Raw genomic sequence first — 26,866 nt, 5'->3', positions numbered from 1 at the left:
GGCAAAACCGCCCCAATTCATTGTGTTTTTCTGGCTTTTCAAAGGGATTCGCGGTTCAAACTACGAAAAAGAAAAAGCACGAGGCAGGCAAAATGAAACTCCGGGACGCAATAACCTGCGCCGGTATATTGGCGTTGATGGGGGCAGCACCAATGCCAATTGGCGCAGCTGAGAGTGAACCCAGAGGCGTATACAAGAGAGTAAAGGCGCCAAAACCAGGGGGGCGTCCCAAGGTGACTGTTCAGATATCGCCCGAAGAACATGCAGCGGCGCCGTTCGCGCCAAGCACCGGGGCAGAAATCGAAGTTCCCGAGATTATCTCGCGCACGAAGGTAGTACCCCCTAGCGTTCCCGGTGCCGGACCTAAGGGCAAGCCGGTTGGGTCCTATAAGGCCTTTTGGGACAAAGTATCCCCCGCACTCTCCGCGTCGGGCGCGGGGCGTTTGACGAACGCCATAAATGCTTTGGCTGCGACTAATGTTGCATCACCACGGCTGCAAACCCTTCAGAATATCGCGCAGCAACAGGGGATCGAAATCCTTCGGTCTACGGTAGGGACGGAAGTTTCGCCCGCTCTGGTGCTGGCTGTGATTTCCGTCGAGTCGGCGGGTCGCGCGGATGCAGTCAGTTCAGCAGGTGCACAGGGATTGATGCAGCTGATGCCGGCCACTGCCAAGCGGTTTGGTGTAAAAGACAGCTTTCAGCCCTCTCAGAACATCTCGGGCGGTGTGAAATACCTAAGCTGGCTGATGGAAGAATTCGGCAATGACCCGATTATGGTTCTGGCTGGATATAATGCAGGAGAAGGGGCTGTACGCAAACATGGCGGCGTGCCGCCTTATGCCGAGACGCGGGACTATGTGCCCAAGGTGTTGGCAGCCTTCCAGATTGCCAAGGCCTTGTGTTCAACGCCACCCGAGCTGATTTCAGACGGGTGTGTGTTCCAAACACTGAATTGAAAAAGGCCCGCCAGTTCCGGCGGGCCATTGCGTTGGTTTACGAAGATCAGTTGACGATCTTGGCTTCGGTCGCAGCGCGGATTTCGTCCTCGGTCACGCCTTCAGCGATTTCGACGATCTTCAATCCGCCTTCGACTACGTCTAGAACACCCAGATTGGTGATGATCCGGTCCACCACCTTTTTACCGGTCAGCGGCAGGGTGCATTTCTTCAGCAGTTTGGATTTGCCGTGTTTGTTGGTGTGATCCATCACAACGATCACACGGCCAACACCGGCCACAAGGTCCATTGCACCGCCCATGCCTTTGACCAGCACGCCGGGAATCATCCAGTTGGCCAGGTCGCCTTCCTCATCCACTTCCATCGCACCCAGAACCGCCGCAGCAATCTTGCCGCCCCGAATCATGGCAAAGGATGTGGCACTGTCGAAATACGAAGTGCGCGACAGTTCGGTGATCGTCTGCTTGCCAGCGTTGATCAGGTCGGCGTCTTCTTCGCCCTCGAACGGGAAGGGGCCCATGCCAAGCATGCCGTTCTCGGATTGCAGGGTGATGTCCTTGTCACCAACATAGTTCGCCACCAGCGTCGGGATACCGATGCCGAGGTTCACATACATGCCGTCTTCCAGCTCTTGAGCTGCGCGAGCGGCCATTTGATTGCGGTCCCAGGGCATTATGCTTCCTCCTTCTTACGGGTGGTACGCTGTTCGATACGTTTTTCGTGATCGCCCTGAATCAGACGGTGCACATAAATGCCGGGCAGGTGGATGCTGTCCGGGTCCAGCGAGCCGCGCGGGACGATCTCTTCGACCTCAGCGATGCAGATCTTGCCGCAGGTCGCGGCGGGGACGTTGAAGTTCCGCGCTGTCTTACGGAAGATCAGGTTGCCGGTGTCATCGGCTTTCCAGGCTTTGACAATCGAAAGATCGGCAAAGATACCTTCTTCCATGATGTAGGTTTCGCCGTTGAAGTCCTTGTGCTCTTTGCCTTCGGCGATCACGGTGCCCACACCGGTCTTGGTGTAGAAACCGGGGATACCGGCGCCACCGGCGCGCATACGCTCGGCCAGAGTACCTTGCGGATTGAATTCCAGCTCAAGCTCTCCGGCCAGGTACTGACGCATGAATTCCGCGTTTTCGCCGACATACGAGCTGATCATTTTCTTGACCTGCTTGGTCTGCAGCAGGATGCCGATGCCGAAATCATCGACGCCGGCGTTGTTCGAGGCAAAGGTCAGGTCCTGCGCGCCCGAGTCCTTGATCGCCTCCAGTAGCAATTCAGGAATACCGCACAGGCCAAAACCGCCTGCGGCAATCAGCATGCCATCCGTCAGCACTCCATCAAGCGCTTCGGTGGCATTGGCATAGATTTTCTTCATGGAAAACTCCCCCAATGACATGGTGATGGGCAGGTTTTGCCGCCACGTCACGGGGAAGTCAACGAATCCAAGGGGCTGGTGGTATTTCTACCTATCCCCCTAGCTGGCCGCCTTTTTGGTGGTTTTCTTGGCGGTCGCTTTTTTCTTCGGCGCGGCCTTTTTCTTGGTGCCTTTCTTGGCCGCGCGTTCATTGACCAATTCGATGGCCATTTCCTGCGTGACGTCCTCGGGCTTGATGTCCTTGGGAATCGTCGCGTTGATCTTTTCCCATTTCACATACGGCCCGTACCGTCCGTCCAGAACCTGCATCGCCCCGCCATCGGGATGTTCGCCAAGTTCTTTCAACGGCTTCGCGGCTGCCCGCCGCCCGCGCCCCGGATTGGCGCGTTTTTCGGCCAGCATCTCAACCGCGCGGTTCATGCCGATCTCAAACACGTCATTGGGGTCTTTGACATTGACGTAGACGGGTTTGGCCTCTTCCGGCAACTGATGCATGATGTAAGGCCCAAAACGCCCGAAATTCGAACTGATCATGCCACCTTCGGGGTGCTCACCGATCTGACGGGGCAGGGACAGCAGGGTCAACGCCTTGTCCAGATCCATGTCATCCTTGCTCCACCCGCGGGGCAGGGAGGCACGTGGGGGTTTCTTGTTTTCCGGTGTGGGCTCGCCGCGCTGAACGTAAGGTCCGAACCGGCCGGATTTCAGCCAGATCTCATCACCCGAGTCCTCGCCCAGCAAACGTTCGTCGCCCGCGGCGCCTTCACCGGCAATGGGGCGGGTATAGGTGCATTCAGGATAGTTACCACAGCCTACGAACCCACCGGTACGTGAGGTTTTCAGATGCAGCTGGCCCGTTCCGCATTTCGGGCAGATACGCGGGTCGGAGCCATCTTCACGCGGGGGATAGAGCTGCGGCGCCAGTACTTCGTCCAGCTTGTCCAGCACCTCGGAAATTCGCAACTCAGACGTTTCGCCGATGGCCGCTGAGAAATCGCGCCAGAACTTGCCCAGCAGGTCCTTGTAGTCGCGGTCTCCGGCACTGACGTCGTCCAACTGTTCTTCCAGATTTGCGGTAAACTCATAACCCACATATTGCCGGAAGAAATTAAGCAAGAAGATGGTAACGATCCGGCCCTTTTCCTCGGGGATCAGCCGGTTCTTGTCTTTGCGCACGTATTCCCGGTCCTGAATCGTGGTCACGACCGAGGCATAGGTTGACGGACGTCCGATCCCCAGTTCTTCCATCCGCTTGACCAGAGTTGCCTCGGTATAGCGCGGCGGCGGTTGGGTGTGGTGCTGCAGCGCCAGCACGGCTTCGTTGTCGGACAGAATGGCGGCTTTGTCTTCCGCCTTTGCAAATTGATCCTTCAGTGAGGTTTTCGCAAACGGAGCCGGGTCGCCCTGCATGATCTGCGGCAGGCGCTTTTCATCATCATCGGCCACATCATCACGGCCTTCTTCATAGACGCGCATGAACCCGTCGAACAGAACCACCTGACCGGTGGCCCGCAGGCCAACCTGACCATCTGCGCTGCCGATCTCAACTGTCGTCCGTTCCAACCGCGCGGCGGCCATCTGGCAGGCGATGGTGCGTTTCCAGATCAGGTCATACAGCTTGCGCTGATCCTCATCCGTGACCTTCAGCGCCTTGGCGTCGCGCGCCATATCCGTGGGGCGAATACATTCGTGCGCTTCTTGCGCGTTCTTGGCCTTGTTTTTGTACATCCGGGGGCTGTCCGGCACGTATTCGTCGCCATAACGATCCGCGATCGCATCGCGAGTGGCGGCCACGGCCTCGGGCGCCATGTCGATACCGTCGGTCCTCATATAGGTAATGTAACCCGCCTCATACAGCCGCTGCGCTACCTGCATCGCGTGACGTGCGCCCATACCGAATTTGCGGCTGGCCTCTTGCTGCAGGGTTGAGGTCATGAACGGCGCGCTGGGGTTGCGGGAGGCGGGTTTGGCCTCGACCGAGGTGACGCTGAGCGCGCGGCTGGTGATGGCCTGCACGGCCAGCTCGGCCTGAGTGGCGTTGGCCAGATCGTGTTTGTCCAGTTTCTTACCGGCCAATGTGACCAGCCGGGCCTCGTAAGTCTGACCGCGCGGTGTTTCGAACAGGGCGCGCACCGACCAGTATTCGACTGGCTTGAACGCTTCGATCTCCATCTCACGTTCGACGATCAGGCGCAGGCAAACAGACTGCACCCGGCCTGCCGATTTCGCGCCGGGCAGTTTGCGCCACAGAACCGGAGACAGGTTGAACCCCACCAGATAGTCCAGCGCGCGACGGGCCAGATAGGCCTCGACCAGAGGCATATCGACCTCACGCGGATTCTGCATCGCCTCGGTCACGGCGTCCTTGGTAATCGCGTTGAAGGTCACGCGGCTGACCGGTGTGTCCTTTTTAATCGAGCGGCGCTTGGTCAGCGCTTCCTGCAGGTGCCAGCTGATCGCCTCACCCTCGCGATCGGGGTCGGTGGCGAGGATCAGGGCGTTGTCTTCTTTCAGCGCGTCGGCGATGGCTTTGACATGTTTGCGGCTGTCATTCCCAACCTCCCATTTCATCGCAAATTCATGCTCGGGGTCGACGGATCCGTCCTTGGGAGGCAGGTCTCTTACATGGCCATAAGACGCCAAAACCGTGTAGTCGGGGCCAAGGTACTTATTGATTGTCTTGGCTTTTGCCGGGGATTCTACAACAACTACAGGCATTTAAGGGAAAACCTCGCTCGACGAATTGGGCGCCTTCTATGATCGTGCAAAATGTGTAGGGCAAGAGCGAATTGTCAATGCGTTCCTTGAAAAACCGGAATTTAACGGTGATTTCAGCGTTGTAGACGTGGAAATCTCAGCGTGCCCCCGCCGTATCAGGCGGTCAGGGACAACAACCCGCCGGGTTGGCGCTGAATGCGACCGTCTAACTCCAGATCGACCAGAGCCGGGCCGATCTCGCCCGCAGTAGCAGCGATGTCGCGGATCAACTGGTCTTCGGCAATTGGCGACGGTCCTAGCCGAGCCAGTATCTCACTGTGAAGCGCTGCACCCGTTGGGGCTGGTTCTGCTTGCGCTACGGGCGTTGGAGCTTCGAACAAGTCTGCCTGCTGCTGCGGCAGTGCTTCGACCACGTCTTCTGCAGACCGCACCAGGGTGGCCCCGTCACGGATCAGCAGGTTGCACCCGGCGGCGCGGGCATCAAAGGGATGGCCGGGCACGGCCAGAACCTCGCGCCCTTGATCCAAGGCGTCGCGTGCGGTGATCAGACTGCCGGATTTAGCAGCCGCCTCGACAACCACAACGGCCCGCGCCAGACCCGAAATGATCCGGTTGCGGCGCGGAAAGTGCCGGGCCTGCGGGGTCACGCCCATCGGTTGCTCGGACACGCGCAACCCTGATTGGGCGATGTCTTTGGCCAGATCGGTATTCTCAGCCGGATAGATCACGTCTACGCCACCAGCCATGACCGCCACGGTGCCCGTATCCAGTGCCGCCATATGTGCCGAAGTGTCGATGCCACGCGCCAACCCGGACACAACGACATATCCTTGTTTTCCCAGATCGGTAGCTAGTCCACGGGCCATCCGCGCACCCAGCGACGAACAGTTTCGTGCGCCGACCATCGCAATGCAGGGTTTGTGCAGCAAAGACACATCGCCAATTGCCCACAGCATCGGAGGGGCGTCGGACAGATCATTCAAAGCATCAGGAAAATCAGCGGACCCAAGGCACAAAAGCCGCGCGTTGGCGGCTTTTGCGGCCTTGAGTTCCGCCTCAATCACGCCGGGCGGGCAAACTTCATACCCTTCGATTCCGGCAGCGCGTGCCATTTCAGGCAGCGCGGCCAGCGCATTCTGCGCCGAGCCATGTTCCCGCAGCAGCCGACGAAATGTCGCCGGGCCGACCTTGCGCGAGCGCAACAGACGAAGCCAGGAAAACCGATCCTCTTCCGTGGTGGGTGGGAGTGTGGGGTGATAGGAAGAAAGCTGCTCTTCGGTCATCCGTTGCTCCGCCTGATTGCATAACTGGTTTACGGCTGCAGGAGTTAACAGCTTGTGAATCCTTTCAAATTATTCGGATAATTTTCGTGATTTGAATTGTGGAACCTTGCAAGGATTTGATTTCAAATCATAAAATAAATGCGCCCGCTTGGGGTGATTGCCAAGCGGACGCAGGAAAACGGAATTGCCAAAAGCGCGGCGTTAACCGTGACGACGACCGATTCTCTCTCAGGCCGCGGATCCGCCTACCGTCAGCCCATCCATCAGAACTGTGGGTTGACCCACGCCCACCGGGACCCATTGACCATCCTTGCCGCATGTCCCCATGCCCGGATCAAGCGCCATGTCGTTGCCTAACCCGCGAATACGGTTCAGCGCGGACGGCCCATCGCCGATCAGCGTCGCGCCTTTAACCGGAGCGCCGATCTTGCCGTTTTCGACGCGATAAGCCTCGGTGCAGGAGAACACGAATTTGCCATTGGTGATATCCACCTGACCGCCGCCAAAACCCACAGCCCAGATGCCGTCTTTGATGTCTGCAACCAAGGAGGCAGGATCAGCGTCCCCGCCCAGCATCACCGTATTTGTCATGCGCGGCATGGGTTTGTGCGCATAGCTCTGCCGCCGCCCGTTTCCGGTGGGTGCAACCCCCATCAGGCGGGCGTTCTGGCGGTCCTGCATGTAACCGGTCAGGACACCATCCTCGATCAGCACGGTCCGCGAACTGGGCGTGCCTTCGTCATCCACCGTGATCGAGCCGCGCCGGTCCGCGATTGTGCCGTCATCCACGACGGTCACGCCTTTGGACGCGATCTGCTGACCCATCAGCCCAGCAAAGGCCGAACTGCCCTTGCGGTTGAAATCGCCTTCAAGCCCGTGCCCGATAGCTTCGTGCAGCAGGATACCGGGCCAGCCGGGGCCAAGGGCAACCTCCATCACTCCGGCCGGGGCAGGGACGGCGTCTAGATTGACCAGCGCGATGCGCAGTGCCTCGCGGGCTTTGTCCTGCCAATCCGACGGGTCAATCAGCCCGTCCAAACCAACTCGACCGCCTCCGCCCGCCGAGCCGCTTTCGCGGCGGCCGTTCTGTTCCACAATCACGGAAACATTCAGGCGGGTCATAGGCCGCACATCGCGGACCAGAACGCCATCGGGGCGCAGAATCTCGACCTCCTGCACAGAAGCCATGAGCGATGCGCTGACCTGCACAACGCGGGGATCCAAATCGCGGGCAAAGGCGTCGATCTCACGCAGAGTTTCGATCTTCACCGGAAAACTGGCGGATTCGATCGGGTCTTCATCCGTATAAAGCCGTGTATTGGTGGCACGCGGTGCCTCGGCTAGCGTACCGCCGCCGTCGCCAACCGCGAGGCGGGCAGTTTCCGCCGCCCGTTTCAGCGCGGGAATCGAGACATCGGTGGAATGGGCATAACCTGCCACCTCTCCCTGCACCGCACGCAGGCCGAACCCCTCGGACGCATCATAGGACGCCGTCTTCAAACGCCCGTCGTCAAAGACCAGAGACTCGGATTTACGACGTTCGACGAATAGCTCTCCGTCCTCGGCCCCGGCAGTGGCAGATTGTAGAACCGCAAGTGCTTCGTCCTGTGGAAGAGCGCATTCAAAAGGGCGAAACGGGTCGTTGGGCATCACTTGGAACCTTTCGGGTTTGATCCAGATCAAAAATAGCGTCTGTTTGACGCAAGCATTTTGCTTTATCTAACATCCGGAATATGGTTTTTAACTTTGCCAAAGACAACGGGAGAGGTGCGACCGATTCACACCTTTTCGCCAGGGACGCAAAGATCAAACGATCAGGACAGAAAATGAAGAATGCTTTGATGCTTTCGGGGCTTATGACAGCCCTCTCCAGCCTTCCCGCCATGGCTCAGGAGCTTGAGATTATTGGCAAACCGGTTGACGGCGGCATGGGTTTCCAGCCCGCCGCCACCAGCCTTGCCGACGGGATTCAACGGCTGGACAGCATGATTCTGGTGATCATCACCGTGATCTGCGTGTTCGTTGCTGCTCTGCTGGTTTACTGCATCGTGCGTTACAACCAGCGTGTGAACCCGACGCCGGCGCGTTTCTCGCACTATACCCCGGTTGAGATTGCCTGGACCTTGGGGCCGATCCTGATTCTGGTCTTTATCGGTGCCTTCTCTCTGCCGGTGCTGTTCAAGCAGCAGGAGATCCCCGAGGGCGACGTCGTGATCAAGGTTGTAGGCAACCAGTGGTACTGGACCTACGAATATGTCGATCACGATTTTGCATTCGACAGCTATCTGCTGGGCCACCCGGCGACACTGGACGAAGGTGCCCGCCCTGCGGATGCCGACGTAACGCCGTTTGTTCTGGATGACGCGATGCGCGCCAAACTGGCTGATGCAGGTTACAGCGACGATGAATGGCTGTTGGCCACCGACACTGCTGTTGTTGTTCCGGTTGGCAAAATTGTCGTCATGCAAGTAACAGCGTCCGACGTGATCCACTCGTGGACGATCCCATCTTTCGGCGTAAAGCAGGACGGTGTGCCGGGACGTCTGGCCGAACTGTGGTTCCGTGCGGACAAAGAAGGCGTGTATTTCGGCCAGTGTTCGGAGCTGTGCGGCAAGGACCACGCCTATATGCCGATCACCGTCAAAGTGGTTAGCGAAGAGGCGTATGAACAATGGCTGCAGGGCGCCCTGGAAGAGTATGCGGGCCAGCCTGCTGCCTATAAGGTTGCCTCGAACTAAGCCGGTAAAGGCCTAGGTAAACACACGCAGGCTGCGCGGTGATCGCGCAGCTTTCGCCCCAGAAGGACCGGAAATGAGCGACGCAAGCATCAACGCCAGCACAGTGACCGCCTCGGCGCACGCGGACGAGGCCAGCTTTGGCGATTATTTCGCCTTGCTGAAGCCCCGGGTGATGTCTCTGGTCGTGTTTACGGCTCTGGTCGGACTGCTGGCTGCACCAGTTCCGGTGCACCCGTTTGTAGGATTCTGCGCCATCCTGTTCATCGCCATTGGCGGCGGCGCGTCCGGCGCGCTGAACATGTGGTGGGACGCGGATATCGACAAGGTGATGAAACGCACCAAGGGCCGCCCGATCCCCTCCGGCAAGGTGCAGGAGGGCGAGGCGCTGGCGCTTGGTCTGGCTTTGTCGGGCATGTCGGTCATCATGCTGGGGCTGGCGACGAACTGGTTTGCGGGTGCGTTTCTGGCGTTCACCATTTTCTTTTACGTCGTTGTCTACACGATGTGGCTGAAGCGCTCGACGCCCCAGAACATCGTGATCGGCGGCGCAGCAGGGGCTTTCCCGCCGGTGATCGGCTGGGTGGCGGCCACCGGGTCAATGACGCTTGAGCCGTGGCTGATGTTCGCCCTGACTTTCATGTGGACCCCGCCGCATTTCTGGGCTCTGGCGCTGTTCATGCGCTCGGATTACGACGATGCGGGCGTGCCGATGCTGACCGTGACCCACGGGCGTCGCGCAACCCGCTGGCATATTCTTATCTATACCGGGCTGCTGGCGACGCTGGCGGTTGGCACCGCATTCTCGGGCATTGGTGGCCCGATTTATCTGACCGTTGCGGTGGTGATGAACGCGCTGTTCCTGCGCGGCGCGTGGCAGATCTCGCGCCGGACCGAGGACGATGCAGAGGCGGATAATTTCAAGGTCGAGCGCTCTTTCTTCAGGCTGTCGCTGCTCTACCTTTTCCTGCACTTCGGTGCGATTCTGGCCGAAGCGCTGCTGAAACCCTATGGCTTGGGAGGTTGGTCATGAGCATGCGCAAAAGCCACGAGCTGCACGAACGCCGCTTTAGCCGTAATCTGGGAGTTGGCCTGACATTGGCGGCCTTTATCGTGATCATCTTCGGCCTGACCATCGTCAAGGTTTCGGGCACCAGCATGGGTGTTCCGGCGCAGGAGGCGCAGAACTGATGGCATTGACCGGTCCGCAGAAAACGGTGGCGCAGACGGTGGGTGTGGTTGTCCTGATGGGCAGCCTGGCCTGGGCCGCGGTGCCGTTCTACGACTGGTTTTGCCGTGTCACCGGTTTTGGTGGCACCACCGGCGTGGCTGCGACCGCGCCCGAGGAAATTCTGGACCGCATCGTGACCGTCCGGTTCGATGCCTCGAAAGCCAAGGACATGGCTTGGGAGTTCAAGCCGGTCGAGCGCGAAATGGACGTGCGCATCGGTGAAACCGGGCTGGCATTCTACGAGGCTTATAACCCGACTGACCGCCCGATCGCTGGGCAGGCGTCCTACAACGTCGCGCCCTATTCAGCCGGTGGGTATTTCCAGAAAATAGCCTGTTTCTGCTTTGAAGAGCAGGTGCTGCAACCCGGTGAACGGGTTCAGATGCCGGTAAGTTTCTTTGTCGATCCTGAAATGGTCGACGATCTGGAAGCCAAGTATGTTCATACGATCACTCTGTCGTATACATTCTACGAAATTGACCTGCCAGAGGGCTATGCCGCCCTTGAAGCGCAGGCAGATACAAACACGAACTAACGCCTGTAGGTGAGGGACGCTGATGGCACACGCAAAAAACCATGATTATCACATTCTGGCCCCGTCGATCTGGCCGCTGATCGGCGCGCTCGGCGGCTTCGTGATGCTGTTCGGAGCTGTCCTGTGGATGCACGGCATCACCTCGTTTATGTTCTGGATGGGGCTGGTTGCGGTTCTGTACACAATGTTTGCCTGGTGGTCCGAAGTGGTGGCCGAAAGCCGCGCCGGGGATCACACACCAGTTGTGCGCATCGGCCTGCGCTATGGCTTTATCCTGTTCGTGATGTCCGAGGTGATGTTCTTCTTCGCCTGGTTCTGGTCGTTCTTCAAACATCGCATGTACCCGATGTACGACTATGCCGGCACCGAGTATATTCAGCCGGATATCCACGCGGTTGATCCGTTCCACCTGCCGCTGATCAACACTTTGGTTCTGCTGCTGTCGGGTTGTGCGATCACTTGGGCACACCACGCTCTGGTTCACAACAATGACCGCAAGGCGCTGGTGCAGGGTCTGGCCATTGGTATCGTTCTGGGTATCGCATTTACCTTCTTGCAGGCATTCGAATACTACGAGCTGCTGGCTCACGAAGGCTGGGAATTCGGTGGCGACCAGTTCTATTCGAACTTCTTTATGGCAACCGGGTTCCACGGTGCCCACGTGATCATCGGGACGATCTTCCTGTCCGTGTGCCTGATCCGTGCGCTGCGCGGTGACTTTACCCCCGAGAAACATGTCGGCTTTGAAGCAGCGGCCTGGTACTGGCACTTCGTGGACGTTGTCTGGCTGTTCCTGTTCTTCGCCGTCTACATCTGGGGTCAGGCACCGTTGATGTAACGCCGATCAGGCCGTTCAATTGCAAAAGCCGCCCTTAGGGGCGGCTTTTTCTCGATAAGGGCGCAAGATTGCGCCCGATACAATTGCGTGGTTGCAATTCGACCTGCGCCCCCCTTAACAAGACGCCGGTTTCTGTAACAAGGTCTCGCCCCGACATGCGCCGTATTCTGTTCCTGCTGATCTTCGGACTCGCCGGTTTGGGCGTGCTGATCTGGCTGGGCGTCTGGCAGGTGCAGCGGCTGGCGTGGAAGCAGGATGTTCTGGCCGAAATCGAAGCGCGTATTGCGGCTGATCCGATTGGTCTGCCCAAGGCTGTTTCCCAAGAAGACGACAAGTTTCTTCCCGTTACGGTGGTCGGAGACATGGAGCCGGGGGAAATCCACGTTCTGGTTTCGGTCAAGCAGGTCGGGGCAGGGTATCGGATCATTCAGTCCTTCAGCACAGAAGATCGGACTATTCTTGTAGACCGTGGTTTTGTGCCGACGACCGCCAAGCAGGTTGATCGCCTGACCGGCTCGATGGAGGTCACAGGCAACTTGCACTGGCCGGATGAGATCGACAGCTATACGCCCGAGGCGGATATCGACGACAACATCTGGTTTGCCCGGGACGTACCTGCCTTGGCCGCTGCATTGGGGGCTGAGCCGGTGCTTCTGATCGCGCGCTCGGAAACCGACCCGAACATCACACCTCTGCCGGTGGATACGGCGGGCATTCCCAACGATCATCTGCAATATGCAATCACATGGTTTGGTCTGGCTCTGGTCTGGGCCGCGATGACCGGTTATTTCCTGTGGCGCAACCGCGCCCCTTCTGAAAGTGAAGAGCAATGAAATACATCTCGACTCGTGGCCAAGCGCCCGAACTGACCTTTGAAGAGGCGATGCTGACCGGATTGGCCCGCGACGGCGGCCTGTACCTGCCTGCAGAGATTCCGGTGATGTCGCAGGATGAAATCGCAGCGCTTGCCGGTCTGCCCTATGAGGAAATCGCGTTTCGGGTGATGTGGCCCTATGTCAGCGGCTCGTTTGCAGAGGATGAGTTTAAGGCGATCATCGACCGGGCCTATGAAGGGTTCGGCCATGACGCACGTGCGCCGTTAAAGCAATTGAACGAAAACCACTTCCTGCTGGAACTGTTCTACGGCCCGACGCTGGCCTTCAAAGACTTTGCCATGCAGCTGATCGGTCAACTGTTCCAGGTGGCTCTGAAACGGCGCGGGGATCGGGTGACCATCGTCGGTGCGACCAGCGGTGACACCGGCTCGGCCGCTATCGAGGCGTTCCGGGGATTGGATGCAGTGGATGTGTTCATCCTGTTCCCACATGGCCGTGTCTCTGAGGTGCAGCGCCGCCAGATGACCACACCTGCGGACAGTAATGTGCACGCGCTGGCCGTGGATGGTGATTTCGACGATTGCCAGGCCGCGTTGAAGGACATGTTCAACGATTTTGATTTCCGTGACGGTGTCAAACTGGCTGGCGTAAACTCTATCAACTTTGCCCGCGTTCTGGCGCAGATCGTGTACTACTTCTCGGCGGCGGTCAGCCTTGGCGCGCCGCATCGCAAGGTCAGCTTCACTGTGCCCACCGGTAACTTCGGCGACATCTTCGCGGGTTATCTGGCCAAGCGTATGGGCCTGCCGATCGACCGTCTGGTCGTGGCAACCAACCAGAACGACATCCTGCATCGCTGCCTGTCGGGCGAGGGGTATTTCAAGGGCGACACTATCCCCTCGATCAGCCCGTCGATGGATATTCAGGTCAGCTCGAATTTTGAACGTGCGCTGTACTACGCCTATGGTGAGGATGGTAGCGCCGTCGCTCAGTTGATGGATGAACTGAAGAATGGTGGCTTCAACGTCAGCCAGGGCGCAATGGAAGCGCTGCGCGAAAGTTTTGACTCGGGCCGCGTGTCCGAAGACGAAACGCTGGCGACGATCAAGCACACTCTGGCCCACAGCGCCGAACTGGTCTGCCCGCATACGGCTGTTGGCATCAAAGTTGCCGAAGAGTATCGCGCGGCGGACGTGCCGATGATCACTCTGGCCACTGCACACCCGGCAAAATTCCCGGCTGCGGTCGAGAAGGCCAGTGGCGAACATCCGCCTCTTCCATCCCGCATGTCTGATCTGTATGAACGTCCGGAACGGGTGACCCGAATTGCCAACGATCTGGGTACCCTCGAGGATCATATCAAAAGGCATATTGCTGAGTGACAGTCAGACAAGACCAACTGAAGAACGGCTTTCGTATCGTCAGTGAACACATGCCGGGGCTGCAATCTGCGGCCATCGGCATCTGGGTGACCGCCGGCGGGCGGCATGAACGGATCGAGCAGAACGGTATCGCGCATTTCCTTGAGCATATGGCCTTCAAGGGAACCGAGCGGCGTTCTGCGCTGCAAATCGCCGAGGCGATTGAGGACGTGGGCGGATATATCAACGCCTACACCTCACGCGAGGTGACGGCCTACTACGCGCGCGTGCTGAAAGACGATGTGGCGCTGGCGATGGATGTGATTGGCGATATCGTTCTGAACCCGATCTTTGATCCTCGAGAGATTGAGGTCGAGCGGGGCGTGATCCTGCAGGAGATCGGTCAGGCCTATGACACGCCAGACGATGTGATCTTTGATTGGCTGCAGGAGCAGAGCTATCACGATCAGCCTCTGGGCCGGACAATTCTTGGCCCGACTGAGCGGGTGAGTTCCTTCTCGCGAGAGGACCTTTCTGGATTCGTGGCCGAGCATTACGGCCCCGAGCAGATGATCCTGTCTGCGGCGGGGGCCGTGGATCATGACGCGTTGATGAAAATGGCCGAAGAGATGTTTGGCCACCTGCAACCGCGCAAGGGCTTGATCCCCGAAACGGCTCGATTTACAGGCGGTGAAGCGCGGCAGGAGAAAGAGCTGGAACAGGCGCATTTCGCGCTGGCACTGGAAAGCCCCGGATACCGCGACGATGCGATCTACACAGCGCAGATTTATTCGACTGCTTTGGGCGGCGGTATGTCCTCGCGCCTGTTTCAGGAAGTGCGGGAAACGCGCGGGCTGTGTTACACGATCTTCGCGCAGACCGGTGCCTACGCCGATACCGGGACGACCACGATCTATGCCGGAACGTCGTCAGAACAGGTCGCGGAACTGGCATGCATCACCATTGACGAAATGAAACGCGCTGCCGATGACATGAGCCCCGAAGAGGTCGCCCGTGCGCGCGCGCAGATGAAGGCCGGGATGCTGATGGGGCTGGAAAGCCCGTCGAACCGCGCCGAACGTCTGGCGCGGTTGGTGCAGATTTGGGGCCGGGTGCCCTCGCTTGAGGATACGGTCGCCAAGATCAATGCGGTCAGCACCGAGGACGTGCGTGCCTTTGCCGAAGACATGGCCGTCAAGGCCCCGGCGGCGCTGGCGCTTTATGGTCCGGTGTCAGGCGCGCCCAGCTTGGCGGAACTGCAGGAGAGGCGTGCGGCGTGATGCTTCTGGGCAGACGCAAGCTGAAACTCGAAACCGAGCGCCTGAGCTTGCGCCCGCCCGTGCATTCCGACTTCAACGACTGGGCGGCGCTGCGGCGCGCGTCCAGGGAATTCCTGACCCCGTGGGAGCCGGTCTGGGCCAAGGATCATCTGAGTCGGAAATCCTTTACCAATCGGGTCTATTGGGCGCAGCGCTCGGTTTCCAGCGGTACGGCGATCCCTTTGTTCCTGTTCCGACGCTCGGATGACGTGCTGGTGGGTGCGATCACGCTGGACAACGTCCGCCGTGGCCCGGCACAGGCTGGAACGCTTGGGTATTGGACCGGTGAAGCCTTTGCCCGCAACGGCTATATGCACGAGGCGATTGGGGCCGTGGTGCACCACGCCTTTACACGTCTGGACCTGAGCCGGATCGAGGCCGCATGCCTGCCCGAGAACAAACCCTCACGTGGATTGCTGGAAAGCTCGGGCTTCAAATACGAGGGTGTGGCGCAATCGTATCTGCAGATCAACGGGCGTTGGCGGACGCATGTCCTGTATTCCAGCCTGCGGTCGGACCGGCGCGGGAAGACCGACGCGGGGTAGGGGGCTCTGCCCCCGCCGCGACTCCCCCAAGAAATTTATAGCCAGATGAACAAGAGGCATGACTTGGTTGGAGCTTGCGCTACAATCTGGACATGCGCTGGGTGTTTGCGGCATTGATGGTGATTTCGAGCGGAGCTGCGGCGCAGGAGCGGCGGCCGAGCCATTGTATCGCCATCGCGGATGCCGCGCCGGGTATTGAGTACATTCACAAGGCTGCGTGGACGGACCCGATCCCGGAGTATTCAGTTCGGATCAGCTATATCGCCCATGCCTCGTTCCTGATCCAGACGCAGGGCGGGTTGAACGCGGTGACCGATTTCACTGGCTTCATCGGCAGCGCTGACTTGATCCCGGATGTGGTCACGATGAACCACGCCCACAGTACCCACTGGACCGCCCATCCCGATCCAGCCATTCCGCATGTGCTGCCTGGCTGGGGAGAGTTCGGGCAGGGGATCGAGCATCACCTTGATCTAGGTGAGATGCTGGTGCGCAATGTCTCGACCGATATTCGGTCCCCCTATGGTGGGGTGGAAGAGCGCGGCAATTCGATCTTTGTGTTCGAGATTGAGGGGCTGTGCATCGGTCATCTCGGCCACCTGCACCACGTCCCATCGGACGAGCAATTCGCGGCATTGGGGCGGTTGGATGTGGTGATGGCTGCGGTTGACGGTGGCACGACAATGCCGCTGCCTGACATGATCTCGGTTCTGAAGCGGCTGAAAAGCTCAGTCATTATCCCGATGCACTGGTTTTCAGGCTTTTCGTTGGACCGGTTCCTGGTGGATATCCGCAATGACTTTCCGGTTGAGCGAAGCGGGGTGTCGGAACTGGTTGTTTCTTTGAAGACGCTGCCGGACCGGCCCACGGTGGTGGTGCTTGAGCCGCGCTATCTGATTGAATTGGAATAGGGCTTGTCGCGACCGCACCGCTTGGGCAAGGAATAGGTATGACACTGAATCCTGCCGATGAGACCCTTGCCAAGCTGATCCGGGCCAACCTGGGTGACGATATTCTACGCTCTGTTACCGAGCGATACCTGGAGGAACCGCGCCGCCGGTTTGCTGGGCACGCGGGGCTACTTGCTCTGCCGCGAACGGTCGAGGACGTGTCCGCGCTGGTCCGGCTGGCCTCCGACGCGCGGGTGCCGGTGGTGCCCTATGGCGGTGGCACCGGGCTGGTGGGCGGGCAGGTTGTGCCCGATGGGCCTGAGCCGCTGTTGATCTCATTGGAGCGGATGACGGCGATCCGAGCGGTGTATCCGACCGAGAATATCCTGATTGCCGAGGCGGGCGCGATTCTGGCTGATGTGCAGACCGCCGCCGAGGATGCTAACCGGCTATTCCCCCTCGCGTTGGCGGCGCAGGGGTCTTGCAGGATTGGCGGCAACCTTGCCACCAACGCGGGCGGGGTGAATGTTCTGCGCTATGGCAATGCGCGTGATCTGTGTCTGGGGTTGGAGGCAGTTCTGCCCAGCGGTGAGATTTGGCATGGGCTCAGCCGGTTGCGCAAGGACAACACCGGCTATGACCTTCGGAACCTGCTGATCGGGTCTGAGGGCACCCTGGGGATCATAACGGCGGCCTCGCTAGATCTGTTTCCGCGACCCGAAGCTGTAGGAACGGCGATGGTGCAGGTCACTTCGCCCGAGGCGGCGATTGAGTTGCTGGCACTGGCGCGGGATCAATTGGGTGACGCGGTCAGCACGTTTGAACTGATTCACCGTCAGGGACTGCAGTTCCTGACCGAGGTGCTGCCGGATGTGCGGCAGCCTTTTGCCACCCAGCCCGAATGGTGCGTGCTGATCGAATTGGGGATGTTTGCCGGGCAATCGCCATCTGAAGCATTGGAAACGCTCTACGCCGCTGCGGACAAGGCTGGCCTTGTCGGCGATGCGGTCATCGCCCAGAGCGAGGCGCAGCGATTGGACTTATGGGCGGTGCGCGAACGTATCCCCGAGGCGAACCGGTTGATTGGGTCGGTGTCGAGCCTTGATATCTCGGTCCCGATTTCGCGGATTCCCGAGTTTATTGTTCGCGGCGCCGAGGTGGTGTCGGCGCTTGGTCCGTTCCGTATTAACTGCTTTGGGCATCTGGGGGACGGCAATCTACACTACAACGTGTTCCCGCCGCTGGGACATGAACGGTCGGAGTTCGATGGGAAAAGGCAGGCTGTAAAAACCGCCGTGCATGACCTTGTGAACGAATTCCACGGGTCCGTCAGCGCCGAGCACGGTGTCGGGCGGCTCAAAACTGACGATCTTGAGAAATATGGGGATGCGACAAAGCTGGCTGCCATGCGCGCTATCAAAATCGCGCTGGACCCTCTGGGGATCATGAATCCGGGCGCGGTTTTGCGGTCGTAGAAACGGCCCGGGATAACCGGGCCGGTTCGTTTTATTGAGGCAGGATGACTTTATCGATGACGTGGATGACGCCGTTCGAGGTCTCGATATCAGCCTGAACCACATTGGCGTCATTCACCATCACGCCATTGTCCAGATCGATAGTGATGTCACCGCCCTGAACCGTGGCTGCAGTCATGTCGTCGGACAGATCGCCCGACATCACTTTGCCGGGCACCACGTGATAGGTTAGCACCGCGACCAATTGATCCTTGTTCTCGGGCATCAACAGTGTCTCTACCGTGCCTTCGGGCAGAGCGGCAAAAGCCTCATCTGTTGGGGCGAATACGGTAAACGGGCCTTCGCCTTTCAGCGTGTCCACCAGATCAGCGGCCTGCACGGCAGCGACGAGGGTTTCAAAACTGCCAGCGCCGACGGCCGTGTCGACGATATCTTTCGAGTGGCCATCTGCGAAAGCGGATGTGCCGACGAACAGGCTGGTCACGCCAGCAATAGCGAGGTTGCGGAACATGATACAAATCCCTTGTTGAAATGCCTCAGGTGGCATCAACAGGGGTACGGGTGATCCTCGCAACAAGATCACCGGATGTGTCTGTGGGACCGGGTTGAAATCGCGACGCGCCGCGCTAAGCCTGCGCGAGGCCTGATTTCCACTCACAGTCTTGTGAACGCAGGGTGCCTACAGCCCCTCGAATTCGCACAGAATATGCACGTCCATACCCATCTCTTCCAGCACCTTGCGGCCACCCAGTTCCGGCAGGTCGATGATGAAGGAACACGAGACGATCTCACCCCCCAGCCGTTCGATCAGCTTGATCCCGGCGGCGGCGGTGCCTCCGGTGGCCAGCAGGTCATCGACCACAAGGATTTTCTCGCCCGGCTGGATGGCGTCATCGTGAATCTCGACGATGGCCTCGCCATATTCCAGCTTGTAATCTTGGCTGATGGTAGTGCCGGGCAGCTTGCCCTTTTTGCGGATAGGGACAAAGCCGACGCTCAGTTGGTGCGCGATTGCGCCGCCGAGGATAAAGCCGCGCGCCTCAAGGCCCACAACCTTGTCGATCCGCTCACCGGCATAGGGGTGCAGCATCTGGTCGATTGCCATCCGAAACCCGCGTGGGTCGGCAAACAGGGTGGTGACATCCCGGAACATGATTCCTTCGTGCGGGAAATCGACGATGGTTCGGATGTAATCCTTGACCGACTTGTTTCTGGACATGGCCAACCCCTCTGGCGTCAAAACACGCGGGCGTGTTTGGCCCATTGGGGTCAGCCTTGCAAGGAAAGATTACCGTCGCCTTACTTGCGACGCTGCGAAACAGAGTTCGGCAGGCTTTTGTACCGATAGAGCGCGGCAGGCAGCCACGACAGATGCGGTTTGCGCCAGTTGCGCTGGTCTCGTAAAAGAAATGCCTGAGCAGCATGAAGGTTCATTGCCATAATCCCATTTTTATTGTTAGGTGCTCGATAACTACAACTTCTATGCTATGTATATACATTGCATCTCGGTTGGAATCAAGAGCTGAACGGGGTAAAGGCGCGTGGCTAAGAAAGACGGTAAAAGTTCTACCAAGAAAAACAGTCAGTTGGTCTTGCGTCTGGACAAGGATGAGCGCGACGCTTTTGTTGAACTGTGCAAGGAACTGGATACCTCAGCCGCGCGGGAAATCCGGCGGTTTATCCGCGGGTTCATGAAGGAACACGCCGAGGAGTGATCCTCAGGCCGGGCGGCGCAGGACGGCGGTCGCAACCCCCATACCGATCAGAGTCAGCCCTCCGAACCGGGTCATCGCGGTAATGACGCCGGCCCTCCCGATCATCCGGCGCAGCCTGTCGGCCAGCAGTGCATAGGCCAGCGCGTTCAGCCAGGCGAGGCCGACGAAAGTTGCGATCAGGATGGCGAATTGCGGGCCCAAGGGGTCTGCCGGGCGCAGGAATTGCGGCACGAACGCAATGAAGAACGCAATGGATTTCGGATTCAGCGCAGTGACGGCGGCCGCGTGGCCAAAGACGCTGCGGGCGTTGACATCGCGCCCGGTCTCCACTGTCTGCAACCCGCCCGCAGGCGCGCTGCGCAGCAATTTGATGCCCAGCCATACCAGATAAGCAGCGCCTACCCATTTCAGCACGGAAAACAGCGTGGCCGAAGCTAGAACCAGCGCCCCCAAGCCCAGCAACGAGGCGGTCATGGCCACCAGATCCCCCACTGCGACCCCGGTGGCCGAGGCCACGGCGACGCTGCGTCCTTTCGACAGGGCATAGCTGAGCACGAGCAGAACGGTCGGCCCGGGGATCAGAAGCAAGGCGGTCGATGCGGCCACAAAGGCCAGCCAGAGGTCGAGGGACATGGGGGTTCCTGTTTTGATGTTGCCCTCACCAAGCCCCGACGCGGCGGCAAGGTCAAGTCATTCGTGAATTGCGCAGCGAGTCTGTTTCCAGGGGCCAATCGAAGGGGCGCGTGACAGATAAAGATATTGTTAAGGCTTCTACATCTTCCTTGAAACAAATGTCTGACCTTCCAAACTTGGATTAAGTGAGGATTGGAGGCTATCGTGTCGCAGACGCATCCCGACTATTCGAAAGTGTTCGAAGATATGTCTCGGTCGAAAACCGGACGGTTGAGGCGTGTGCTGGTCCTTTTGCTTCTGATCGGTGGCGTATTTTACGCCGGAATCGTGGGGTACATGTACGCAAATCAGAACGCGCTGCTGTACAAGCCTTCTGGGGAACTGCCCGACCCCAGAACAGTCGGGCTAGCCGACGTGGATGTGATTAAGCTCCCCATGCCCGACGGCGTGGTACTGACCGCATGGACCGCGCCTCCGGCAATCGAAGGCGCACCGACTGTTCTGTTTTTTCATGGTCAAAGCGGCAATCTGGGCGACCGGGCGGACCGTATGCGCGAAATCCTCAACAGCGGTTATGGCCTTCTTGCCCCCAGCTATCGCGGTTTCCCGGGCAGCGAGGGTGAGCCCTCGGAACTGGCGCTGATCTCGGACGGGATTCAGTTGTTTGACCGGCTGGATGCTGAGGGTGCGGAAATTGTTCTGCACGGCCAGAGCCTTGGAACCGGCGTGGCGGCTGCGGTGGCCGAAGAACGCCCGAATGCGCAACTGTTGGTGCTTGAGGCGCCGTTTACCGCCACCGTGGATGTGGCGGCCGAGCGCTATCCGTTTCTGCCGGTCTCGGTCCTGATGAAGGATCAATTCGCCACCCGGGACTCGACCGACAGCATCACCGTGCCAACCCTGATCTTCCACGGCACCGAGGACGAAACCATCCCGCTGCATCATAGCGAGGCGCTGGCGGCGATGTCAGGGGACACCGCGCAATTGCACGTCATCCCCGGCGGTACCCATAACGACCTCTGGTCGTATGGGCTGTGGGCCGAAGTACAAAGCGTGCTGGGGCAATAGCCAGATCATAGAATCCGACCGGCAACCGCATCCAGCTTGGCCAACAGCGCCGGATCACGTTTTTCGGGTGCAGTAAGAATGGCGTATTCCAGCGCCCGGTCGCAGCCATGCGGGCAAGGCGCACGTTCGGCCCCCAGCAGATCGGGCAGGCCTTTGATCAGCGCCCGGCCCTTCTCGGCATTGCCTGTCAGGGTCGCGATGATGGCTGACACGTCGACCTCACCGTGGTCCGGGTGCCAGCTGTCATAATCGGTGACCATGGCGATCGAGGCATAACAAAGCTCGGCCTCGCGGGCGAGTTTCGCTTCGGGCATATTGGTCATGCCGATCACGTCGCATCCCCATTGTTCGCGATACATCTTGGATTCCGCCAGGGACGAGAACTGCGGCCCTTCCATTGCCAGATAGGTGCCGCCACGGTGAATGGTGATACCCGCTGCCTTGCCCGCGGTTTCGCAGGCATCGGACAGGCGCGGGCAAGTGGGGTGGGCGACGCTGACATGGGCAACGCATCCGGTGCCGAAAAAGCTTTTCTCGCGCGCAAAAGTCCGGTCGATGAACTGATCGACGATCACAAAATCGCCTGGCGCCATGTGTTCGCGAAACGACCCGCAGGCCGACACCGAGATTACATCCGTCACCCCCAGCCGTTTCAACGCGTCGATATTGGCGCGATAGGGCACTTCGGTCGGCGAGTGCACATGGCCGCGCCCGTGGCGCGGCAGAAACGCCATTTCGACACCGTTCAACGACCCAGTCAGGATCTGATCCGAAGGATCGCCCCATGGGGTTTCGACAGTCACCCATTCCGCATTCTCCAGCCCGTCGATCTCATAAATACCTGATCCACCGATGATGGCGATTTTGGTCTGGGTCATGGCCGTGCTCCGCATAAAAAAATCCGTTGGGGAATTTCTGCGGGGCGGCAGAGGATTTGGCAAGTGGCTTCAACGGTTTGTGTTAAATGCTGGTCGGGTATGCGTCTGACGCATATCAGGGTCCCGTCTGGCGCGGTATCTCAGGTGGGGTTTGACCGCTAAAAGGCCCCTTTCGCGCGAACAAAACAGACCGACAGGACCGTCCTATGCCCCGAGCCATGCTGGCAAGCTTTGCCAATCGTATAGCCAAACCCGATTTGCGTTGGGTGCCGGACGAGGGGCTGACCGCTTCACGATTGCGGATTGAACTGCTGTCCGGTCTGACGGTGGCACTGGCGCTGGTGCCTGAGGCCGTGGCTTTTGCCTTTGTTGCCGGGGTGCATCCTCTGGTTGGACTCTATGCAGCTTTCATGGTCGGTCTGATCACAGCGCTGATCGGTGGCCGTCCGGGCATGATCTCGGGCGCAACCGGGGCGCTGGCCGTAGTGATGGTCGCGTTAGTGGCCGAACACGGCGTCGAATACCTGTTCGCGACCGTTGTGCTGATGGGCATCCTGCAGGTGATTGCCGGGGCCATGCACTGGGGGCGGTTCATCCGTCTGGTCCCGCATCCGGTGATGCTGGGCTTTGTGAACGGTCTGGCGATTGTGATCTTCCTGGCGCAATTGGGCCAGTTCAAGGTGCCAGGCACCATGGAAAACACTGGCCACGGCGTTGGTGGGGGTGAGTGGCTCTCAGGTCTGCAGCTATATACGATGCTGGGTCTTGTGGCGCTGACCATGGCGGTGATCTGGGTCATGCCGCGTATTACGCGCATCGTTCCTGCGCCTCTGGCGGGTATTCTGGTTGTGGCTGCGCTGGTGATCGGCTTTGGGCTGGATGTGCCGCGCGTTGGCGATCTGGCCTCGATCGAGGGCGGACTGCCCGCGTTCCACATCCCGATGGTGCCGCTGAATTGGGAAACCTTTGAAATCATTCTGCCCTACGCCGTTATTCTGGCAGCCATCGGCCTGATTGAATCGCTGCTGACCCTGAACCTTGTTGGTGAAATCACCGGTAAACGTGGCGGAGCCTCGCAAGAGTGTATCGCGCAGGGCGTCGCAAACGTGGCCACAGGTTTCTTTGGTGGCATGGGCGGTTGTGCGATGATCGGGCAATCGATGATCAACGTGAAATCCGGCGGTCGTACCCGTATAGCTGGTATTGCGGCGGCGGTGTTCCTGCTGGTGTTCATCCTCTTCGCCTCGCCTCTGATCGAGCAGATCCCGCTGGCCGCGCTGGTCGGGGTGATGTTCATGGTGGTGATTGGAACTTTTGCCTGGAACTCGTTCAAGATCCTGCGCAAAGTGCCGCTGACCGATGCGTTCGTGATCGTTCTGGTGACCGTTGTGACCGTGATGGAAGACTTGGCAGTTGCCGTTGTCGTCGGTGTTATCGTCTCGGCACTGGCCTATGCTTGGAACAATGCTAAACGAATTCACGCCGTTACCCGCGAGTCTTCGACCGAAAAGGGTGCCAAGGTTTATGAAATCCAAGGCCCGCTGTTCTTTGGTTCATCCGAAGGATTTGTCGAACTGTTCGACGTGCCGAATGACCCGGAAACGGTGATCGTGGATTTTGCCGAAAGTCGTGTTGTGGACCAATCCGCGCTACAGGCGATCGAGAACATCGCCGCCAAATACGAGGCCGCAGGCAAGCGCGTGATGCTGCGCCATCTCAGCCGTGACTGTCACAAACTTCTTACCAAAGCAGGTCACCTGATGGTCGATAGTGATGACGACCCGGATTACGAACTGGCGGTGGATTACTCAGTCCGCACCGGTATCCTGGGCGGCCACTGATACCGAACGGCTCTGCCTTAGGGACGTTGATCAAAGAATAGCGGGGATAACATCCCCGCTTTTTTTAGTCGTCCGGGCGGCTAAGGGAAAACAGTTCGGTGACAACCGAATAATCCCGGTATCCCAATCGGGCCAACGGCTGGAAAGCCGTGACATCAAAAATGCCGTCCTTCAGGCAGTCGTCGCGCAGGTGAACACCGGAGACTTCGCCAAACACGACCCGGTTTGACTCTCCCGGCAGGGTAACGATTTTCGTCAATTTGCATTCCAGCGCGGCCGGAGCACCCTCGACCCGGGCACAGGGGATGGTCTCGCATTCAACGGGTGTCAGACCGGCGTGATCGAATTCGTCGTGGTGTTTGGGCAATCCTGCGGAACTGGCATTCATCGCGTCCCGGTGCGCATGGGCGACGACGTTGACGCAGAACACACCAGTTGCCTCGATATTGGCGACACTGTCCTTACCGTTTTCCTGATCGTGCTTGGTGCCGGTTGACGCGAACATCACCTGTGGTGGGGTGTAGGCGACGCCGTTGAAGAACGAATAGGGCGCCAGATTGTTGATCCCCTCCGGGCTGCGGGTGGAAATCCAGCCGATCGGGCGGGGCGTGATGACGGCGTTGAACGGGTTGTGCGGCAGGCCGTGGCCGTCTTCGGGGCGGTAGAACATATGAACTCCAAGCGTTTGCCCAAGGCGTACCGAAGTGCTAGGGCGAATGCCAGCAAGGAAAAGAGGGCCGGGGTGCAGCAGTTCGGGATCAGGCCGGAAGAGCCGGATGATTGGTGGGAGGTCGAGGCCCTCTATGACCTGTGCTTTGCGCCTGGGCGCGAGGCGCTGTCCTCATATCGTCTGCGCGATGATGTGCCGCCTGTAGCCGGGATGTCTCTGGTGGCGCGGGACGGGCAGGGTATTCTGGCCGGGGCCATCCGGTTCTGGCCGGTGCATGTGGGTGACCACGATGCGCTGCTACTGGGGCCGGTGGCTGTGCACCCCACCCACCAAGGCGAAGGGCTGGGCGGTTTTCTGATCCACGAAGGCCTTGAGGCCGGTCGCTCATTGGGCTGGGATCGTGTCATGTTGGTTGGTGATGCGCCGTATTATGCCCGGTTCGGATTTACGCGTCTCAGCGGGGTCGAGATGCCGCCCCCCACCAACCCGGACCGTGTTCTGGGAGTGGAGTTGTCGCCCGGCGTTTGGGAGGGCATTCGTGGTCCCGTGACCCGCTGGAGGCTCTGAGCTATTGAAACGCTTGCCGTAAGCCCCGATGTCTAAAGGACAGGAGGGTACTTATGCAGGACGTGGTTCTTGTCGAAAAACTGGACGCCGAGGCCGAATTGGACCGTTTGGCCGGGTATTACAGATCTGCGGGCGGTCCGGGCGTCAAGCTGCTGAACAGTCTGGGCGGGTCGGCAGAATCCTTGCTCGAGCAATTGCCTGAACCGATCAGGCAGGGTTTGACAGGAGCCACGGAACAGGCCCTGTGGTTGGCAATGCACGCAGCAGAAGGCTCGCGTCGCGCGGTTCCCGATCAACATCCTTGGGTTAACACCGCAGTGACCACCGCCATGGGCGCAGCCGGAGGAATGGGTGGGATATCTACCGCCTTGATGGAACTACCTGCGACCACCGCGATGCTGTTGCGTGCCATACAAGGGGCCGCAGCCCGCGAGGGTTTCGACCCATCGGAAGAGGGGGTGAAGTTCGACTGCGTCCGTGTACTGTCGGCTGCAGGGCCCTTGTCCAGCGACGATGGTGCCGATCTTGGGTTCTTTTCCGTCAGGCTGACGCTGACCGGTCCGGCCATGCAAAAGCTGATCGCGACGGTTGCTCCGCGCCTGTCCGTCGTGCTGGGGCAGAAACTGGCTGCGCAGTCCGTGCCGGTACTGGGGGCGATTGCCGGGGGCGGCACCAACTATGTCTATACACGCTATTACCAGCAGATCGCCCGCGTGCATTTTGGCCTGCGGCGATTGGCGATTGATGCCGATATTCCGCATGATGATTTGGTGCGAAAACTGGCGACGCGCATGTGATCCAAAGCCAAGGGCTTGGAGGAAAACGCTTCATATGGTATCAGTGGTCTGAGGTCCCGCTAAATAGGCAAAAAAACCGCGGGAAAACAGGCAAGGATTACTTTTGAAAGGCGGCTAGCGTGATTGACGCCAAATTTGCGCCCTATGTTTCGCGAAAAACCCGGCACCTCCCGGTGCTGCAGCAATCGGCTGCACTGTGCTATCGCATCGAGCTGGGGCGCCCTGAGGTGTTGCTGATAACGACACGTAAATCCCGTCGTTGGATCATTCCCAAAGGATGGCTGATCAACGGGTTGAGCCCGTCCGAAACAGCCTGCCAGGAAGCTTGGGAAGAGGCTGGTATTCGCGGACTGTGCGAAGCCCAGGCGGTGGGGCGGTTCTATTACCAGAAGAATCGCAACAAAAAGGGGCCGGTATTGTGCGCGGTTGATGTATTCCCCTTGCTGGTGCAATCGGTCGCATCTCGTTTTCCTGAGTGCAGGCAACGGGATCGAAAGTGGTTTTCGCCTAAAAAAGCCGCCTCAAAGGTCAATTCACACGAACTGGCACTATTGTTACGAAAGCTTGAGCCTGTTAGGCACTGAGTTGCCCCTGG

Annotated in this window: 29 protein-coding genes; 18 read left to right on the top strand and 11 right to left on the bottom strand. The window is 59.2% G+C overall.

Annotated elements, in window-relative coordinates; all coding sequences use genetic code 11:
• The first annotated feature begins 92 nt into the window (after window positions 1–92).
• Entirely contained in the window at window positions 93–959 is an 867-nt protein-coding gene (locus tag ACR0ER_RS05985; RefSeq protein ID WP_480768127.1) for a lytic transglycosylase domain-containing protein, read from the top strand.
• Between the two features lie 46 nt (window positions 960–1,005).
• Here ACR0ER_RS05985 and ACR0ER_RS05980 read toward each other — a convergent pair whose 3' ends face one another.
• The 5 genes from ACR0ER_RS05980 to tldD form a co-directional block, all read right to left on the bottom strand.
• A complete protein-coding gene (locus ACR0ER_RS05980; RefSeq protein ID WP_170332740.1) occupies window positions 1,006–1,632 on the bottom strand; it encodes a CoA transferase subunit B in 627 nt (208 codons plus the stop codon).
• The gene (locus ACR0ER_RS05975) at window positions 1,632–2,336 is read right to left on the bottom strand and encodes a CoA transferase subunit A (protein ID WP_480768126.1); all 705 of its coding nucleotides are present in this window, start codon (window positions 2,334–2,336) and stop codon (window positions 1,632–1,634) included. The genes ACR0ER_RS05980 and ACR0ER_RS05975 overlap by 1 nt, the downstream gene beginning before the upstream one ends.
• Before the next feature lie 99 nt (window positions 2,337–2,435).
• Window positions 2,436–5,054, bottom strand: a complete 2,619-nt coding sequence (gene topA / locus ACR0ER_RS05970) for a type I DNA topoisomerase (protein ID WP_480768125.1) — start codon at window positions 5,052–5,054, stop codon at window positions 2,436–2,438.
• A gap of 155 nt (window positions 5,055–5,209) precedes the next feature.
• The gene (gene dprA / locus ACR0ER_RS05965) at window positions 5,210–6,337 is read right to left on the bottom strand and encodes a DNA-processing protein DprA (RefSeq protein WP_480768124.1); all 1,128 of its coding nucleotides are present in this window, start codon (window positions 6,335–6,337) and stop codon (window positions 5,210–5,212) included.
• A gap of 228 nt (window positions 6,338–6,565) precedes the next feature.
• Complete coding sequence (gene tldD / locus ACR0ER_RS05960; RefSeq protein WP_480768123.1) at window positions 6,566–7,987, bottom strand: metalloprotease TldD; 1,422 nt, start codon at window positions 7,985–7,987, stop codon at window positions 6,566–6,568.
• A gap of 176 nt (window positions 7,988–8,163) precedes the next feature.
• On the opposite strand from tldD, the gene coxB reads away from it, so the two are divergent.
• The 11 genes from coxB (at window position 8,164) to ACR0ER_RS05905 (ending at window position 18,102) form a co-directional block, all read left to right on the top strand.
• Window positions 8,164–9,075 carry a cytochrome c oxidase subunit II gene (gene coxB, locus ACR0ER_RS05955; protein WP_480768122.1) on the top strand — a complete coding sequence of 304 codons (912 nt, stop codon included), beginning with the start codon at window positions 8,164–8,166 and terminating at the stop codon, window positions 9,073–9,075.
• Window positions 9,076–9,148: 73 nt separating this feature from the next.
• On the top strand, window positions 9,149–10,105 hold the full coding sequence (gene cyoE / locus ACR0ER_RS05950; protein WP_480768121.1) for a heme o synthase: 957 nt from the start codon (window positions 9,149–9,151) through the stop codon (window positions 10,103–10,105).
• Window positions 10,102–10,263, top strand: a complete 162-nt coding sequence (locus ACR0ER_RS05945) for a hypothetical protein (protein ID WP_480768120.1) — start codon at window positions 10,102–10,104, stop codon at window positions 10,261–10,263. Before cyoE ends, ACR0ER_RS05945 begins: the two co-directional genes overlap by 4 nt.
• Window positions 10,263–10,838: a cytochrome c oxidase assembly protein gene (locus ACR0ER_RS05940; RefSeq protein WP_480768119.1), complete on the top strand. Its 576-nt coding sequence runs from the start codon at window positions 10,263–10,265 to the stop codon at window positions 10,836–10,838. The genes ACR0ER_RS05945 and ACR0ER_RS05940 overlap by 1 nt, the downstream gene beginning before the upstream one ends.
• Window positions 10,839–10,860: 22 nt before the next feature.
• Entirely contained in the window at window positions 10,861–11,676 is an 816-nt protein-coding gene (locus tag ACR0ER_RS05935) for a cytochrome c oxidase subunit 3 (RefSeq protein WP_480768118.1), read from the top strand.
• A 155-nt stretch (window positions 11,677–11,831) separates the two neighbouring features.
• Window positions 11,832–12,509 carry an SURF1 family protein gene (locus ACR0ER_RS05930; RefSeq protein WP_480768117.1) on the top strand — a complete coding sequence of 226 codons (678 nt, stop codon included), beginning with the start codon at window positions 11,832–11,834 and terminating at the stop codon, window positions 12,507–12,509.
• Window positions 12,506–13,894, top strand: coding sequence for a threonine synthase (thrC, locus tag ACR0ER_RS05925; protein WP_480768116.1), 1,389 nt, complete (start codon window positions 12,506–12,508; stop codon window positions 13,892–13,894). The genes ACR0ER_RS05930 and thrC overlap by 4 nt, the downstream gene beginning before the upstream one ends.
• Complete coding sequence (locus tag ACR0ER_RS05920) at window positions 13,891–15,153, top strand: M16 family metallopeptidase (RefSeq protein WP_480768115.1); 1,263 nt, start codon at window positions 13,891–13,893, stop codon at window positions 15,151–15,153. Before thrC ends, ACR0ER_RS05920 begins: the two co-directional genes overlap by 4 nt.
• Complete coding sequence (locus tag ACR0ER_RS05915; RefSeq protein ID WP_170332716.1) at window positions 15,153–15,737, top strand: GNAT family N-acetyltransferase; 585 nt, start codon at window positions 15,153–15,155, stop codon at window positions 15,735–15,737. Before ACR0ER_RS05920 ends, ACR0ER_RS05915 begins: the two co-directional genes overlap by 1 nt.
• Before the next feature lie 92 nt (window positions 15,738–15,829).
• Window positions 15,830–16,648 carry an MBL fold metallo-hydrolase gene (locus tag ACR0ER_RS05910; protein WP_480768262.1) on the top strand — a complete coding sequence of 273 codons (819 nt, stop codon included), beginning with the start codon at window positions 15,830–15,832 and terminating at the stop codon, window positions 16,646–16,648.
• A 38-nt stretch (window positions 16,649–16,686) separates the two neighbouring features.
• Window positions 16,687–18,102, top strand: a complete 1,416-nt coding sequence (locus ACR0ER_RS05905) for an FAD-binding oxidoreductase (RefSeq protein ID WP_480768114.1) — start codon at window positions 16,687–16,689, stop codon at window positions 18,100–18,102.
• Window positions 18,103–18,133: 31 nt separating this feature from the next.
• Here ACR0ER_RS05905 and ACR0ER_RS05900 read toward each other — a convergent pair whose 3' ends face one another.
• The 3 genes from ACR0ER_RS05900 to ACR0ER_RS05890 form a co-directional block, all read right to left on the bottom strand.
• A complete protein-coding gene (locus ACR0ER_RS05900; protein WP_480768113.1) occupies window positions 18,134–18,613 on the bottom strand; it encodes a fasciclin domain-containing protein in 480 nt (159 codons plus the stop codon).
• A gap of 168 nt (window positions 18,614–18,781) precedes the next feature.
• The gene (locus tag ACR0ER_RS05895; RefSeq protein ID WP_170332709.1) at window positions 18,782–19,321 is read right to left on the bottom strand and encodes an adenine phosphoribosyltransferase; all 540 of its coding nucleotides are present in this window, start codon (window positions 19,319–19,321) and stop codon (window positions 18,782–18,784) included.
• An 80-nt stretch (window positions 19,322–19,401) separates the two neighbouring features.
• Window positions 19,402–19,536, bottom strand: coding sequence for a hypothetical protein (locus ACR0ER_RS05890; protein WP_302477135.1), 135 nt, complete (start codon window positions 19,534–19,536; stop codon window positions 19,402–19,404).
• 107 nt (window positions 19,537–19,643) lie between these two features.
• Between ACR0ER_RS05890 and ACR0ER_RS05885 the strand changes: the two genes are divergently transcribed.
• Entirely contained in the window at window positions 19,644–19,817 is a 174-nt protein-coding gene (locus tag ACR0ER_RS05885; RefSeq protein ID WP_170332706.1) for a hypothetical protein, read from the top strand.
• Between the two features lie 3 nt (window positions 19,818–19,820).
• Here the strand turns inward: ACR0ER_RS05885 and ACR0ER_RS05880 are convergent, their stop codons facing one another.
• Entirely contained in the window at window positions 19,821–20,450 is a 630-nt protein-coding gene (locus ACR0ER_RS05880) for a LysE family translocator (RefSeq protein WP_480768112.1), read from the bottom strand.
• A 204-nt stretch (window positions 20,451–20,654) separates the two neighbouring features.
• On the opposite strand from ACR0ER_RS05880, the gene ACR0ER_RS05875 reads away from it, so the two are divergent.
• Window positions 20,655–21,518 (top strand): alpha/beta hydrolase, encoded by an 864-nt coding sequence (locus tag ACR0ER_RS05875; RefSeq protein WP_480768111.1) that lies wholly within the window; start codon window positions 20,655–20,657, stop codon window positions 21,516–21,518.
• Between the two features lie 5 nt (window positions 21,519–21,523).
• Here the strand turns inward: ACR0ER_RS05875 and ACR0ER_RS05870 are convergent, their stop codons facing one another.
• Window positions 21,524–22,396, bottom strand: a complete 873-nt coding sequence (locus ACR0ER_RS05870) for an S-methyl-5'-thioadenosine phosphorylase (protein WP_480768110.1) — start codon at window positions 22,394–22,396, stop codon at window positions 21,524–21,526.
• A gap of 206 nt (window positions 22,397–22,602) precedes the next feature.
• Between ACR0ER_RS05870 and ACR0ER_RS05865 the strand changes: the two genes are divergently transcribed.
• Entirely contained in the window at window positions 22,603–24,237 is a 1,635-nt protein-coding gene (locus tag ACR0ER_RS05865) for a SulP family inorganic anion transporter (RefSeq protein WP_480768109.1), read from the top strand.
• Window positions 24,238–24,301: 64 nt separating this feature from the next.
• Here ACR0ER_RS05865 and ACR0ER_RS05860 read toward each other — a convergent pair whose 3' ends face one another.
• Window positions 24,302–24,907: a flavin reductase family protein gene (locus tag ACR0ER_RS05860; protein WP_480768108.1), complete on the bottom strand. Its 606-nt coding sequence runs from the start codon at window positions 24,905–24,907 to the stop codon at window positions 24,302–24,304.
• Between the two features lie 72 nt (window positions 24,908–24,979).
• Between ACR0ER_RS05860 and ACR0ER_RS05855 the strand changes: the two genes are divergently transcribed.
• The 3 genes from ACR0ER_RS05855 (at window position 24,980) to ACR0ER_RS05845 (ending at window position 26,855) form a co-directional block, all read left to right on the top strand.
• Window positions 24,980–25,474: a GNAT family N-acetyltransferase gene (locus tag ACR0ER_RS05855; RefSeq protein ID WP_367646848.1), complete on the top strand. Its 495-nt coding sequence runs from the start codon at window positions 24,980–24,982 to the stop codon at window positions 25,472–25,474.
• Between the two features lie 53 nt (window positions 25,475–25,527).
• Window positions 25,528–26,271, top strand: a complete 744-nt coding sequence (locus ACR0ER_RS05850; RefSeq protein WP_170332696.1) for an EcsC family protein — start codon at window positions 25,528–25,530, stop codon at window positions 26,269–26,271.
• 119 nt (window positions 26,272–26,390) lie between these two features.
• Complete coding sequence (locus ACR0ER_RS05845; protein ID WP_480768107.1) at window positions 26,391–26,855, top strand: NUDIX hydrolase; 465 nt, start codon at window positions 26,391–26,393, stop codon at window positions 26,853–26,855.
• Window positions 26,856–26,866 lie beyond the last annotated feature (11 nt).

The sequence above is a fragment of the Ruegeria sp. CH8 genome (genome assembly GCF_056536985.1).
The sequence above is the reverse complement of the archived record's forward strand: the minus strand, read 5'-3'. Positions and strand labels throughout refer to the sequence as shown.